This is a genomic window from Pseudomonas fluvialis (genome assembly GCF_014207935.1).
In the GTDB taxonomy this organism is placed as follows: domain Bacteria; phylum Pseudomonadota; class Gammaproteobacteria; order Pseudomonadales; family Pseudomonadaceae; genus Aquipseudomonas; species Aquipseudomonas fluvialis_A.
In genome coordinates, this window is record NZ_JACHLL010000005.1 from 111,864 (window position 1) to 126,787 (window position 14,924).

The following is a 14,924-nucleotide window of genomic DNA, read 5'->3' on the forward strand; positions in this document are numbered from 1 at the left end:
GGCAGTACCGAGCGAACGATTTCGAGTACCCCATGACCGATTGGCGAGTTTCACCCGAGCCCGCCAGCACAACATCGCGGACTACACTGACAGTTAGCCCTCGGATGTCAGGAAACTTCTTCTCATGCAGGTAATGATCATCGAAGACGACGCCTGGATGGCTGACCTGATCAAGCAGATCGTCCTCAAGCTACGCCCGCAGGCCGACGTCAGCTGCTTCGAGCGGGTCGACGCAGCTCGCGCGGCATGGCTGGCCGCCCCCTGCCAGCTGATCATCAGCGACTGGAATCTTCCCGGCGAAAGTGGGGTCAGCCTACTTGAAGAAATTCGTCAACAGGACAGCCAGGTGCCGATCCTGATTATTACCGGGCGCGCCGACCGCGACAGCGTCCTGCAAGTACGGCGCCTGCGGATCAATGCCTTCGTCACCAAGCCCTTCAAGGTGCCCAAGTTGCTTGAGCAACTGGCTACCCTCCTCCCGGAGCAGGAAGAGCAAACGTCAGCGCCGGAAAGCGTCCCACCTGACTTCATGACCTATCTGGCCGAGCTGTCACCAGAGCAGCTCGACCTGCCACTGCTGGATGACACCCAGAAACTGCTGGAACAGCACCTGCATGGTGAACAACTCGACCTGCGCCAGCTGATTAGCCAGATCCAGCACGACACCGCGCTCAGCGCCAGACTGATAGCCGCAGCCAATACACCGGAGTACAACAGTAGCGGCAAGCCCTGCATCAGCCTGTATGAGTCCTTGCAACTACTGGGAGTCAGTACGTCGCTCAACCTGGCTCTGGCGCCCTGTCTGCAGCGCTCCTGCCAGTTGCGCAGCGGGGTATTGCGCCTCTACGCCCAGGCCCATATAGACGAGGCCGAGCAACTCTATGAGCACGCCCGCGAACTGGCATTGCAACTCAAGCTACAACCCTGGCCCTTCCAGAGCGCGGCACTGCTGCAGCGCATGGGCGAGCTCTGCGTGCTGCACCAGGCACAGAACTGGGAAGATCTTGGCCACAGCCTGGAGGATCAGCAACTGCTTGCCGCCCTGCAGCGATACAGCCGGGACTTTGCCGATGCCCTCAAGGACAACTGGCGACTACCAGTTCCCCTGCTGGAGCTGATCAATGCGACTCACGCATTACCAAGTGGCAACCTCAAGCGTGAGCTGATCCTGATGCGCCTGGCTGCAGTGGAGCTGTCGACGACCGTCGACGATCCCGAGCAACAGCGCCTGCGCCGCCTGCTCGGCTTGCCAGATGCCTCAGCCAGCACGGACGCAGCGCCAAACGATACCCCGTAAGCAATATCTGCGCGGCCGGCACAGGAGAGACGCCCGACCAGAAATACAGCAGAAGGACGCAGCCTGCTCCTCCGCAATAACTCCACGCCATATGCCGCACATCAGGCCGGCTCACCTTCATTGCAGCCTACCCTGAGCCGCGTGCCGCCTAGCGTGTAGTGTCAACAGACAGTTAGAATCGCGCCCTCGATCAGGGAGGATTTTCTATGGGCGGCTACGGTCTCGACCGTTTAGGACGCATGACTGTTCTGTTTATGCTCGCCGCCCTGCTGACCATCGGCGCTTACTGGGGCGGCCTGACCGAGCTGGTCGCACGCTGGAGCACCCAGGAAGAATACAGCCACGGTTTTTTCATCCCGCTGATCAGCCTGTGGCTGCTGTGGCAACGCCGCGAAGCCCTGAGCGACAGCCTGGGCGCTCCCGCCTGGAGTGGTCTGCTGCTGCTGTTTGGCGCATCGGGCCTGCTGCTGCTCGGTGAACTGACGGCCATCTTCATTCTTGTGCAATACGCTTTTCTGCTTTGCCTGGCGGCTCTGATCCTTTGCCTGGGCGGCACAGCCCTGCTCCGGGTAACCCTTCTGCCCCTGGCGCTGCTGATTTTTGCAATTCCGCTGCCCTACTTCGTCGATTCGCAGCTGTCCTGGCGCCTGCAACTGCTGTCATCTCAGTTGGGCGTCGCGATACTTCGGGGGCTGGATATTTCGGTATTCCTGGAAGGCAATGTGATCGACCTCGGCACCTATCGCCTGCAGGTCGTCGAAGCCTGCAGCGGGTTGCGCTACCTCTACCCGCTACTGAGCATCGGCTTTCTGGTCGGCTACCTGCTCCGCGCACCGCGCTGGCAGCAGGTACTGCTGTTCCTCTCGACCATTCCCATTACCGTGCTGATGAACAGCCTGCGGATTGCCATGGTCGGCGTTCTGGTCGAGCGCTGGGGAATCGGCATGGCCGATGGCTTTTTGCACTATTTCGAAGGCTGGATCATTTTCCTCGCCTGCCTGGCACTGCTGATGGCGGAAATCTGGCTGTTCGAACGCCTGGGCAGGCGCCGGCCGGTTCTGACCGTGCTCGCCTTGCCGAACGTGACGGGGCGAGGCGCTGCTCGCGCCCCCCGCTATAGCAAACACGCGCTGACCTATGCCCTGCCCGTGCTACTGCTGGCCGGAGTGAGCGTCAAGCAAGTTGGGGAGCGAGAGGAAATACGCCTCGATCGCCTGCCACTCTCGGCCTTTCCGCTTCAGCTCGAGGAGTGGCGTGCCAGTGAAAGCCGGCTGGAAACCCAGGTGGAAAGCAGCCTGGGCCTGGACGATTACGTCATCGCCGATTACCGCCGTGACAATGGCGATATCGTCAATTTCTATGCCGCCTACTACGGCTCACAGCGCAAAGGCATTTCCCCCCACTCACCGCAGGTCTGCATCCCCGGCGGTGGTTGGCTGATCACCGGGCTGGCCCGCCAGCCGGTGACACTGGGCAACGGCCAGAGCTTCGCCGTGAATCGAGTTCTGATCCAGCGCGGCGAGCAGCGCCAGCTGGTGTATTACTGGTTCGAACAACGTGGGCGCCGCATCGCCAACGAGTACTCGATGAAATGGTATTTGCTGACGGATGCCGTGATGCGCAACCGCAGTGACGGCGCCCTGATCCGACTGACCACGCCAATCAAGGCCTTCGAGGCCCCGGCTACCGCCGATCAACGCTTGCAAGATTTCATGCAGCTGTCCGTACCGCGACTCGCCGTGCATGTTCCAGATTGATTTCCAGGGGTTGGAGAAATGATAAAGCTGCAAAGGAATAACGCCGGCAAGAACATCAGCCACATGGCGCTCGCCCTGTGCCTTTCGGGTCTGCTGGCCTGCTCGTCACCTGAAGAACAGGCCGCCAAGTACTACGAGAAAGGCCTTGCCCTGCTGGAGCAGGGCGATCTGATCAAGGCCCGTATCGAGCTGCAAAATGCCCTGCAGATACGCCCCAGCATGAGCACCGCCTGGTATGCACTGGCACAGATTGCCGAACAGCAAGGCGACTGGGAAAAGCTCTTCTCCCTGCTGAACAAGGTGATCGACCATGACCCCAAGCACCTCGCCGCCCAGATCAAACTGGGACGCCTGCAGCTCGCTGTCGGCCAGCTCGACAAAGCCCTGGCCACCAGCGACATCGCTCTCAAGCTGGCGCCGGACAGTGCTGACGCCCTCGGTCTGAGAGCCGGCGTGCTGTACAAGCTGGAGGACCAGCAGGGCGCGGTCGCGCAGGCCAATGCAGCCCTGACGGTCAGCCCGCACAACATCGACGCCCTGGTGGTGCTGGCAACCGAACGCCTGGCTGCCGGCGATGCCAAGAGCGCCATCGCCTACCTGGACCGTGGTCTCACCGCCAACGAGAAGAACATCGCCCTGCAACTCATCAAGGTGCAGGCCCTGGAGTCACTGGCCCAGACCGATTCGGCCGAAGCAATCTTCCGCCGGCTGATTGCCCTTTACCCGGAAGCCCGCGCCCTGCGCCACGCCCTGGCGCAATTCTATCTGCAGCACCAGCGCCCGGACGCCGCCGAGGCCGAATACCGGACCATCGCCGCCGATCACCCGCGCGACGTTCAAGCCAGGCTGGATGTCGCCAGGTTCATTGGTTCAACCCGCGGCCAGCGGGATGAGCAGGCGTATCTGCAGGAACAGATCGCCATCGAGCCGGGCAACCACGAGTTCACCTTCGCGCTCGCCGCCCTGCATCAAGCGGCGGGCGATCAGCCAGCCGCCGAAAGCGTTTACCGCGACATCATCGCCAGCACCGGTGCCACCCCGGAAGCCATCAAGGCCAAGGGCCTGCTGGCTGGCATCCTGCTGGCCAACGGCAACAAGGCCGAAGCACAGCAACTGCTCAACGAGGTGCTGGCCGGTGACCAGCGCAATGAACAGGGCCTGCTGCTCAAGGCAGGTCTTGCGATCGAAGCTCAGCAGCTGGATCAGGCCATTGCCGACCTGCGCACCATCCTGCGCGACTCGCCCAACTCGCCCCGCGCCCTGCTGCTGCTGGCCAAGGCCCATGAAATGGCAGGGGCTGTCGAGCTGGCCCAGGAGAGCTTTCAAAAGGCCTACGAGGTCGGTAAGCCCAATACCTCTTTCGCCATCGCCTATGCGGAGTTCCTCCTGCAGCGCGGCCAGGCGGCACGCGCCGAGCTGGTCGCCAGCGAATTACTGCAGCATGCTCCCGACCATGTTCCCGCCCTCAAGCTGCTGGCCCAGGCCCGGATCAATCAGGGCAACTGGACGGGTGCGCAGGCAGTGGCGGACGGCATGCTCAAGCACGACGACCAGAGCCAGGCTGCCGATCAGGTTCGCGGTGCGCTCTACGCCGCACGCAAGGACTACTCGGAAAGCATCGCCGCGTTTCGCCGTGCGCACGATGCCGCGCCCGCCGACATTCAGCCCATCGTCGCGCTCGTGCGCTCCTACATGTTGGCCAACAAGCCCGATGAGGCCATTACCTTCCTTCAATCCGCGAGCCAGGCCAGCCCGAACAACCCCACCACGCAGCTCCTGCTGGGTGAGCTGTACGCTGCCAAAGGCAACATTGCGCAAGCCGAAAAGCACTTCCAGCAACTGCTCCAACTGCAACCAGAGCAGGCCACCGGCTATGTCAAACTGGCCGGCCTGTACATGCGCAGTGGCAACCTTGCAGAAGCGGAACGCACCATCGGCCTGGGACTGGGCAAGACCCCCGGACACGTTGAACTGCTCACGGTGCAGGCCAGCCTCTTCGAGCTGGGCAAGCGCTACGAGGACGCCATCCAGGCGTATGAGATACTGCTCAGGCAACACCCCGGTTCGGATATCATCACCAACAACCTGGCCAGCCTGCTCAGCGAGCAACGCCAGGACCAGGCCAGCCTCACCCGCGCCTATGAGCTGGCGCAGCGCTTTCGTCGCAGTGAAGTGGCCTATTTCAAAGACACTCTGGGCTGGGCCAGCTACCGCGTTGGCAAAATCGCAGAGGCCGCCAAGCTGCTCGAAGAAGTCGTCGCGCAAGCACCCGACCAGGCGATCTTCCGCTACCACCTGGGCATGAGCTATCTCGCGCTGCACAACAAGGAACAAGCCCGCAAAGAACTGCAGAGCGTGCTGGCCTTGAGTCAGGGCAACAATTCCGCCGATGCCGAACGTGCCCAAGCGGCCCTGAACACCCTGTAAGGCCCACGCCATGTACGAAGCATTCTACCGACTCGCGGAAAAACCCTTTTCCATCCAGCCCGACCCCGACTTCCTGTTCATGAGCAGGCGTCACGACATGGCCTACGCCATGCTCGAATACAGCCTGGCAAACAAGGCCGGATTCAGCGTGATCAGCGGCGAAATCGGCTGTGGCAAGACCACCCTGATCCGCAAGCTGCTCGACAATCTGGGCGATGAGGTACTGACCGGGCTGGTCAGCAACACCCACGCCGACATCGCCGATCTGCTCGAATGGGTCATGCTGGCCTTCGGGCAGCCCTATCAGGGGCTGTCCAAGGTCGCCCTGTACGATGCCTTCCAGCAATTCCTGGTCGCGCAATATGGCGCCGGCCGGCGCGTGCTACTGATCGTCGACGAAGCGCAGAACCTCAACCCCGGGGCACTGGAGTCACTGCGCATGCTGTCGAACATCAATGCCGACAAGGATCAGTTGCTGCAGATCATCCTGGTCGGTCAACCCCAGCTGCGCGACCTGCTACGGCGCCCCGAGCTGCGTCAACTGGCCCAGCGAGTAGCGGCACACTTCTTCATTCCCCCGCTGGAAGAGTCTGAAGTGGCGCGCTACATCGAGCATCGCCTGGCCGTGGCCGGGCGCAGCGAAGCCCTGTTCACCCCGGAGGCCGTCACCCGCATCGCCCAGCTCAGTCGCGGCATCCCACGCAGCATCAACATTCTCTGCGATACCGTGCTGGTCTACGGCTACTCCGCCGAGCGTGAGCCTATCGATGCCGAGCTGATCGAGGAAGTCGTTTGCGACCAGGACGAGTTCGGCCTGTTCACGCGCGACTGAGCGCATACAGGCACGACTGCGCTCAACGGCTACGGTGCAGGCGCAAGGTCCGCCAGAGAAACTGCGGATTGCCCAGCACATAGCGCTGGAACAGGCGGCGCGGCTCCAGCAACAGACGGTATGCCCATTCGCAACCCAGTCGGCGTACCCAATGCGGCGCACGCGTGACCTTGCCCCCCAGAAAATCCAGGATGGCACCACCACACACCACGACGCTGGGGAGATCCAGAACGGCCAGCCGAGCGGCCAACCACTCCTGCTTGGGCATGCCCATGCCCAACACAATCAGTTCCGGACGCTCTCGCTCGGCCAGCCCGAGGTAGTGCTCCAGCTCTGCGAAACCATGCGCCGTCGAGATCACACTCACGCCGAACTCGCTCTCGGCACGCTCCGCCGCCTGCTGCAGGAATGGCTCGCAAGTTCCCCACAGGGCAACGCGGCGGCCGCGGTAAGACGCCAGCAGTTTGGGAATGAAATCGGTGCCATTCATATTCAGGCCGACAGGCATGCCCAGACGACGCAACAGGATCGCCATGCCGGAGCCGTCACGCAGTAACACCTGGGCCGCACTCAGCGCCTCATGATAATCGGCATTGCCGGCCGACAGATTGAATGCATGCGCGTTGACAAAGCCGACCACCGTACAGCCCCCCGGACTGGCAAGCTGTTCGAGCAGGCGCTGTTCGGCCGAGACGTCGGAGACCAGATGCAGCCGCGCCAGCAATGACTGCCAGCGTTGCTGCCAGTGCAGCGACCGGCTCATGGCTCATCCCGCCTGGAGCGTACCCACTCGACCTGCCGTTTGAGCGCGAAGCCCAGATACAACGGGAGCTTCTTCAGCGCATACACCGGCGCATAAAGCAGTGTCGGTAACGACAGCAAATCACGCCCGCAGCGCCACCAGGCAAGCAACACGGCAGCTCCGAGAAGGGTCGCCAGCAGGGTCGCCAGCAGTGCCGGCGCGGCCTCAGAGCTGATCGCCAGCCAACCCCAGGCCGCCACCAGAACCAGCAACACCAACAGCGTCAGCAAGGCCAGCGGCGGCACCAGCAGATCCAGTGTCATGCCCAGTAGGCGCCAGTCAGAACGCCGGAACGACTCACTCAGCAGACGCGGGACCTCGTTGAGGATGACGCCCAAATGCCCATGTTCCCAGCGCTTCCGCTGGCTGCTGAGTCCCTCATCGCTACTGGGGAAATAACTGATCACCTGCGCCGCCGGGCAGAACAGTGGCGGCCGGCCCTGCCGGCAGAGGTCCAACCCCATCTGCAGATCCTCGACCAGATGACCACTGGCCAGGTTGATGGCACCGAGATCACGCCAGGCGAACGCCATGCCAGAGCCCATCAACTGGCAAGGCAGGCCAAGCACAGCCCATCCCGACGGGCGCAACAGGTTCTTTACCCGCCAGGCGAACTCGGCAATGCGTACTTTCAGGCCGGCCTGCTCTGGGGCACGCATCAGGTACAGCGCCTGCGCCGGCCGCGCAGTGGCGACGCAGGCTGCAGCCAGGCGCTGCAGAGCCTGTTCGCCCAGCTCACAATCGGCATCGAGAATGATCACGATATCCGGCGCATCGGCCTGCAAATGCGCGCGACCAAAATCCAGGGCATAACCCTTGCCACGCCGCTGCGGATCATGGCGCTCCACGACCTCCGCTCCCGCCTGGCGGGCCAGGGCCGCGGTATCGTCGCTGCAGTTATCCGCCACGACCAGCAAGCGATCTCCAGACTGCAGCTGTGGCAACACGCCGGCCACTGTGCGGGCAATCAGCAGCGCTTCATCGTGCGCCGGCATCAACACCGCCAGTCGAGGTCGCGTCGGCAAGTCAGGCGCAGAACGACTGGTTCGACCGGCCAGCAGCACCTGCACCGCCAGCACCGAAACCGGCAGCAGAATCAACCCCAGCATCGCCAGCAAAAGCCAACTGATCAGCGCACTCATGCCTGCCTCCGGAACAACTCGGCCAGCTTGCTCGCCTCACGATCAATCGAATGCCGCTCCAGAACCCGCGCATAAGCCGCATCGCCCATGCGCTGGAGTACCTCGACAGGCTGCGCGAGGCAGTCGTCGAGGGCCGCGACCAGGCCATCAATGGCTCCGGCCGGGAATAACCAGCCGTTTTCGCCCGGTCGAACCAGTTCCGGGATACCCGCCACGTAAGTGGTGAGCACCGGGCGACGCAGTGCCATGGCCTCCATGATCACGACCGGCAAGCCCTCGGCGAAGCTGGGCAGCACCAGAGCCCGCGCCGCCAGCAGTTCTGCACGGACCTGTTCGCTGCTGATCCAGCCAGTGATCCGAACCCGATCCTGCAAGGCATGGCGCTCGATCAGCGTCTCGATCTGCTTACGCATCTCGCCATCGCCCGCCAGTACCAGCTCGAACGAACAGCCGCGCTCGGCCAGCTGTCGAGCCGCTTCAAGCAGCAGCAGCTGACCCTTCTGCTCACACAGGCGGCCGACGCAAACCAGCCTCGGGGTCGCGGGAACAGGAACCGGCTCGACCTCATGGAAAGCCCGTTCCAGACCGCAGTGAACTACCTCGACCTTGTGCCAGTGCGCGTGCTCGACCCAGCGGTACAACTGACTACGGCCGTAAGAGCTGATCGCCACCACAAAAGCCGCGCGGCGAACCTTTTCACCCAGGTGGATGAACTCCGGCTTGTCGAACTCTTCCGGGCCATGCACGGTGAAACTGTATGACGATCCACCGAGCGCCGCCGCCAACATCACGACTTCCGCCGAATTGGTCCCGAAGTGTGCATGCACATGCCGGGTCTCGTTCCGCACCAGCCAAGGCAGCAGACGGCAAGCCTCGGCCAGGTAGACAACATGATAGAACCAGGCCCGATCAGCACGCCGCCCCATGCGCAGCGCCAGCCCCAGTGCCGCCATGAAGCGCCGCGGGCTTTTCAGGACGCGCAACAGCACCGGCAGCAGCAAACCAGCCAGCCCCGCCTGCAGGACATAACGCGTGCGCTCACGTTCGCGCACATCCTCGGCATCCACCAACTGGTCGTCCCAGCCGCGCAGAGCGATGCGCTGCACCTCGAAGCCCTGGCGCTCAAGGGCAAGTATCTCGCGACGGATAAAGCTGTGGCTGACCTTGGGATATTGGTTGACGAAATAGGCAATACGCATGGACTCAGTCTTCCTGACTTGGGCGGGGTCTTACTACTGCGGGAATGCCAACGGCCATGCAGTTATCCGGCACATCACTCAACACGACGGCGTTAGCCCCTATCACGGCGTGATTACCGATACGCACCGGGCCGAGAATCTTCGCCCCGGCACCAATATCGACATGCCCGCCAATCTGCGGAGCACCGCCACGGCCACGAGTACCAATGGTGACCTGCTGGAACAGCAGGCAATTAGGTCCGATCAGCGCCTGCGGATGCACCACCACACCATTAGGGTGAGGCAACAAGAGTCCGCCACCGATGCGGGCATTCAGAGGAATATCGGCACCACTGATCACCGACCAGAACACATGCCGAAGCACCGCCCACTTCTTCAGCAACCAGGAAAAAGGATTGCTCCGGCTCTGATGGCGCTGATAACTGCGAATGGCAGCCAACAGTGAACGCGACGGCGACCAGCTCAGCAGAGTCTTGAACTCCCGCGTCATATCAACTTCATGCGCAGACACGTCATAGCTCTCGTTCATCTATTTGTACTCAATCAACTGCGCCCGGGTGGCGCGCAAGCGTCCCCACCAGTACTTCAACTGGCCCTGCAACTCGGGAAACTTGCCCAGCACCAGGAAGGCCGCCTGCAACCAGTTCTGCCGTGGGCTCAGCGCGCCTCGCCGGGCCATACGAAGCACCTGCAGGGGATACAGCAGCAGGCCAGCCAGCGCCCAGCCACCCAACAGCGGCATGCTCAACAGCACACCCAGCGGAATGCCAAGTCCCCACAGCCAGGCACGCTGCGACTCACGCAGCCAATGCCGCGCAGGCGAGCGACCATGCATAACCGCGCCCTCGGCAAAGGCATGCCCTGCACGCACACTGCGCTGCCACCACTGACCGAAACGGAGCATGGCCGCGTCGTGCAGGGTCATCTCCTCATCCAGGCGCCAGATGCGCCAGCCAGCGGCGCGCAAGCGCACGCAGAGTTCGGGCTCCTCGCCTGCAATCAGATCCGGATTGAAACCCTGCACTTCACTGAATGCCGACACCCGCATAAGGGCATCTCCACCACACGCACTGGCCTCGCCATGCGGAGTGTCCCACTCGCGGTCGCACAGCCAGTTATAGATCGAACGCTCAGGGAAGCGCTCGCGCCGCCGCCCGCACACCACGGCGAACTCCGGCTGCTGTTCCAGAAAACTGCGCGCCTTGTCCAGCCAGCCGGCGACGACCTCGCAGTCACCATCGACGAACTGCACATAGCGCAGCGCCGGATACAGCCGCAGCAGCTGCTGCGCCCCGGCGTTACGCGCCCGAGCGGCGGTAAAGGGCGTAGACAAGTCCAGCGCCAGCACCTCGACACCCAGCCCTAGCGCCAACGCCGGCGAGCCATCGGTAGAGCCAGAATCGACATAAACAATGCAGTCACTGCCAGCCTGCAATGAACGCAGACAGCGCTCCAGACGCTCGCCCTCATTACGGCCGATGACCACTACACCCAACTGCGCAGCCATCCCTGCTGCCTCCTGGCTCATGGCTGAACTGCCTCATCCACTACATTCAGCTGTCGCTCACAACGCTGACGGATGCTCGGTTTGGCGCAGAGCACCACGCTATTGGCCGGTACCGAGCAGGCCAAGACGACATTGGCGCCGACCACGCTGCCTGCCCCGACCTCAATGGCACCGACTATCACCGCGCCGGCACCAATATCGCAGCGATCACCGATCACCGGCTTCAGCCAGCGCGGATCACCGCGCCGCTTGACGCCAAAGGTGGTGTTCTGGCGGATATGCACGTCATCACCAATCGACAACGCCCCCAGCACCATGCCGCCGTGATGCCAGATCCGCACGCGTCGGCCGACGTGCACTGTGTATTTGAGACTGATACCCGCCAGCCACTCCACCAGCTTTTCGAGGACCTTGTACAGCAACGATAGCGGCCAGCGCAGCAGGCGACTGCGCAACCCCATGCGCCAGTTGCCGAAACGGTGCACCGCAAGCGCCCAGAAGCCCTGACTGAACGGATCCCGCTCATGGGTAACAAAGTCTTCCTGCAGCAGGGCCCAGAAACCAATGTCAGGTGGATTGCAATTACGCATCCCGAGCTGCACGTCACTCTCGGGACGGTCCGAGGTCACCTCGATCATTTTGCCCCCAGGTAGCTGTAACGAAGAAAATCCCACCATAACCGGGGAGGATTCTCATTGGGCTTGCGCCGTACGGCCCGCCAGGCACGCCCCACCGGATAACACAGCAACCAGGCCAGATTGGCCAGATGCAGGTAGCCAGCCCCATGATGCTTACGGAAGAAATAGTCCCGCGAATCAAACCAGTACTTCGGTCGACGCTTGAGCATCCGCGTCTTGCCGGTAACCCCGGATGCCTGCCCGGCCAGATGCACCACACTGAAGTCCGGCCAGTACCACACCTGATAGCCATGCGCCTGCGCCGCCAGGCAGTAGTCGGTCTCCTCGAAGTACATGAAGTAGCGCTCGTCCATCAAGCCAACCACGCTCAGCAGTTCAGCCCGCATGAACAAACTGGCTCCGCTGACCCAATCGGTCTGGTGCGGCTGCGCACTCGGCGGGGGAGCAATTCGATAGCGCTCTAGCAATCGCGACAGCGGACCGAAACCCAGCGTCGCGTCAATCTCCGACCACAGCGTCGGCTGGCGAAAGGCGCTACAACGGACACCACCGTCCTCATCTTCAATGCGTGAGCCAACAATGCCCACCTGCGGACGATCGTGGAAAAACTCCAGCAAAGGCCGCACCGCATTAGCCTGCAAATAGGCATCCGGGTTGAGCAGCCAGACAAACTCATCGGTGCCAGCCCCCTCGCCACTCAACACCTCAGCCAGACACTGGCGAATCGCCTCATTGTTTCCGTAGGCAAACCCGCCATTACGCGGCGAGACGATGAAGCTAATCGGGAAACCGCACTCAAGGCGCGGCAGCTCCTGCTTCAGCAGCTCGGCAGAGCCATCCGCCGAGCAGTTGTCGATGACCACGGCCCGTACGTCGATTCCCTCAGAGAGCAACGGCAGCAAAGAGCGCACACAACCCAGCGTGAGTTGCGGAGTTCGGTAGTTGACAATCAAGACCCAGAGCTTCATGGCACGTCCACTACAGCTTCCATCCCCGGTAACAAGCTCAACTCAGCACCCGCTGCTGCTGGTCGAGATGCCCTGCCAGGCGCAAAGCCAGCTGCAGCAATGGCATGGTCGGGTTACAGGCGCCGCCAGTGGCGAACACGCTGCTACCCGCCACATACAGATTCTCCGTGGCAAACACGCGGCAGTCCTGATCAACCACACCGGCGGCGGCCTCCTTGGCCATTCGCGTCGTACCCATGTGATGTGCGTGGGGACCTGCGACCAAGGGCAGGCTCTCATCGTAGATATTCTCATTGAGCTTGACGAAGCCCAACCCGCTCTCGGCAAAGCGCTTGGCCACCTCCAGGCCGATGTTCTTGATCGTGCGCCGATCCTCCGTCGCCAACGCCCAGTGCAAGCTGACTTTGCGCATACCCAGCGCATCGCGCTCCTCAAGCAACTGCAGGCGGCTAGAAGGATTGGGGAACTGCTCAATCAGGGTGCTGATCTCTCCGTCACCCGGGCAGTTGAAGCTGGAGACGAACGATACCTTGTCGGCCACACCCATGCGGCAGGCCAGGTTCTTGAAGAAGCTCTTGATTTCCGCCGTGCGCCCATAGGATTTGACCTCCTCCAGCACCTTGAAGGTCGTATTCCCCTTGCCACTGCCATGCCGCCCCACGAAAGCATCCGTGGTGTAGTACTGACGTGGGCTCTGCGCCAAGCCCTCTGCCAGGATGAAGCTCCCCAGATTGATATTGAGGTGCTCCATGAAGCAACGCCCCGCCAGACCATCTTCCCGGATCACCCCGGCCGCACGCAGCGAATCACTGTTGAGCAACTGGCGGGCATTCTCGATTGCCCCCATCGCCAGGATGAAATGGCTGGCATTCACCTGCTCATGGTTCCTGGCGTAGTCGCTCACGGTTACTGCGACAACCCGCTTCTTGGCTGCATCGAACTGCAGGTCAACGCCGTTGCAGTTGATGAAGACATCAAGCCCCTGCGTTTCCTGCAGCTCTTTCTCATACTTCTGGGCAAAACGCGTTGGCGGACTCAGTTGAAACTGATCGGCGGCGAAATCATCGCCGGCCAGAGGAGGATTGAGCGCCTGAAAACCCTGCACAGCCTGCAGATCGAGAATCCCCATGGCCTCTGGCATATAGCGGGCAAATTCGGCATAGGAGATCGGCCATCCCGGCATACCGGCAACAGACTCGCGCGCAAAGTCCGACGCATCGAATGGACGGCAACGGCCTGTCCAGTGATTCGACGTTCCGCCCAGGAAACGCAGGCGTGTAGCCGCAACATAGGCATCCTGAGCGGTGGACTGCACCTGATACAGATCCTGTGAGCGGGCATCATAAGAACGTCCCCCTCCCTCAGCCAACAGCACCTTCCAACCGGCCCGCGCCAGCTTCAGCGCGACCGTGATTCCGGCCGGCCCGGCACCGAGGATGCAAAAGTCATAGTGCGCACGCAGCTCTTTCTGCGTCTGGTAGTCCTTGATCATGCCGAGCCCTGACGGAAGTACTTGGCTGGCAGCACCCAGCCATTAATGACTACAAAGTCCCCCGAGGAACCCGGAGCATTGCGCCCCAAACCAAACAATCCGCTCCCCACGCCCAACAGCAAGGCTGAACGCAGAAAAACCCGGCGAGCAAAACCCTTCCCCGAATGCGGCTCAGTGCGCATATGCAAACTCCCTTTTTCAAAATCCAAGTTTCTACACAACCCGCACAGCACGCCATCCGGCGCTTTCCCGCCAGATGACCAATAAGGCTCTAGCTCTCGCTGCGCGGCTCACCAAAGAAGAATGCGGCGCGCTGAGCTTTAAGTTGCGGTTCTATCCGAGGGTCATACGCCCCCTCGCGCTGCTTGATCAACTCTATCCAGGGATATGCTTCGCAGCGTTTCTCCAACCGCACGACCAGTTCCTCGGTGGTGCAAATCGGGCGAGCCGGATTGCCTCCAACCACCATGCCAGACGGCACGTCCTTGGTAACCACCGCACCCGCTGCCACAATCGAGTCAGGTCCGATAGTCACGTTCGGCATGACGATGGCTCCGTGACCGATAAAACAGTTGTCCCGAATATCCACGGCGCCCACTGAATCGAGCTTCTTGCCGTAGCGGGTATTAAGGATGCGAATGACACCGTCATGCCCCAGCACAGTGCAGTTGGCCAATGTGACGTTACTACCGATGCGGACCAAATTCGGGTCAGTGATGTTACATCCCAAACTGATGCGCACATCTCGACCTATGGAATGCAAACCGCCCCACTTTCCCAAATACTCCGCCCACTCATACGCTGAGGGCTTACAGAGTTTCCGATACAACGCCCGGCCTCGCCCGGTTCGCATCGCAACTAGA

The 14,924-nt window shown here is 61.8% G+C and carries 13 protein-coding genes; 4 read left to right on the forward strand and 9 right to left on the reverse strand.

The features are described from left to right. The first annotated feature begins 124 nt into the window (after positions 1-124). From HNP49_RS13975 to HNP49_RS13990, 4 genes are all read left to right on the forward strand, one after another. Positions 125-1,297 carry a response regulator gene (locus HNP49_RS13975; protein ID WP_184684248.1) on the forward strand — a complete coding sequence of 391 codons (1,173 nt, stop codon included), beginning with the start codon at positions 125-127 and terminating at the stop codon, positions 1,295-1,297. 239 nt (positions 1,298-1,536) lie between these two features. Then, entirely contained in the window at positions 1,537-3,054 is a 1,518-nt protein-coding gene (xrtD, locus tag HNP49_RS13980) for a VPLPA-CTERM-specific exosortase XrtD (protein WP_221445243.1), read from the forward strand. A gap of 18 nt (positions 3,055-3,072) precedes the next feature. Further along, positions 3,073-5,481, forward strand: coding sequence for a tetratricopeptide repeat protein (locus HNP49_RS13985; protein ID WP_184684252.1), 2,409 nt, complete (start codon positions 3,073-3,075; stop codon positions 5,479-5,481). 10 nt (positions 5,482-5,491) lie between these two features. Next, the gene (locus HNP49_RS13990) at positions 5,492-6,313 is read left to right on the forward strand and encodes an ExeA family protein (RefSeq protein ID WP_184684255.1); all 822 of its coding nucleotides are present in this window, start codon (positions 5,492-5,494) and stop codon (positions 6,311-6,313) included. Positions 6,314-6,335: 22 nt separating this feature from the next. On the opposite strand, the gene HNP49_RS13995 is transcribed toward HNP49_RS13990, so the two are convergent. The 9 genes from HNP49_RS13995 to HNP49_RS14035 form a co-directional block, all read right to left on the reverse strand. Further along, positions 6,336-7,076 (reverse strand): WecB/TagA/CpsF family glycosyltransferase, encoded by a 741-nt coding sequence (locus tag HNP49_RS13995; protein WP_184684257.1) that lies wholly within the window; start codon positions 7,074-7,076, stop codon positions 6,336-6,338. Beyond that, entirely contained in the window at positions 7,073-8,257 is a 1,185-nt protein-coding gene (locus HNP49_RS14000; RefSeq protein WP_184684258.1) for a glycosyltransferase family 2 protein, read from the reverse strand. The genes HNP49_RS13995 and HNP49_RS14000 overlap by 4 nt, the downstream gene beginning before the upstream one ends. Next, positions 8,254-9,456 (reverse strand): glycosyltransferase family 4 protein, encoded by a 1,203-nt coding sequence (locus HNP49_RS14005; protein ID WP_184684259.1) that lies wholly within the window; start codon positions 9,454-9,456, stop codon positions 8,254-8,256. The genes HNP49_RS14000 and HNP49_RS14005 overlap by 4 nt, the downstream gene beginning before the upstream one ends. A gap of 4 nt (positions 9,457-9,460) precedes the next feature. Then, positions 9,461-9,985, reverse strand: a complete 525-nt coding sequence (locus HNP49_RS18840) for a serine acetyltransferase (RefSeq protein WP_184684261.1) — start codon at positions 9,983-9,985, stop codon at positions 9,461-9,463. Further along, positions 9,986-10,963, reverse strand: a complete 978-nt coding sequence (locus HNP49_RS14015; protein WP_184684262.1) for a glycosyltransferase — start codon at positions 10,961-10,963, stop codon at positions 9,986-9,988. Positions 10,964-10,980: 17 nt separating this feature from the next. Next, positions 10,981-11,601 carry a serine O-acetyltransferase gene (locus tag HNP49_RS14020; RefSeq protein ID WP_221445244.1) on the reverse strand — a complete coding sequence of 207 codons (621 nt, stop codon included), beginning with the start codon at positions 11,599-11,601 and terminating at the stop codon, positions 10,981-10,983. Next, the gene (locus HNP49_RS14025; protein WP_184684264.1) at positions 11,598-12,569 is read right to left on the reverse strand and encodes a glycosyltransferase family 2 protein; all 972 of its coding nucleotides are present in this window, start codon (positions 12,567-12,569) and stop codon (positions 11,598-11,600) included. The genes HNP49_RS14020 and HNP49_RS14025 overlap by 4 nt, the downstream gene beginning before the upstream one ends. Positions 12,570-12,606: 37 nt before the next feature. After that, positions 12,607-14,061 (reverse strand): FAD-dependent oxidoreductase, encoded by a 1,455-nt coding sequence (locus HNP49_RS14030; protein ID WP_184684265.1) that lies wholly within the window; start codon positions 14,059-14,061, stop codon positions 12,607-12,609. 271 nt (positions 14,062-14,332) lie between these two features. Then, positions 14,333-14,914, reverse strand: coding sequence for a DapH/DapD/GlmU-related protein (locus tag HNP49_RS14035; RefSeq protein WP_184684637.1), 582 nt, complete (start codon positions 14,912-14,914; stop codon positions 14,333-14,335). Positions 14,915-14,924 lie beyond the last annotated feature (10 nt).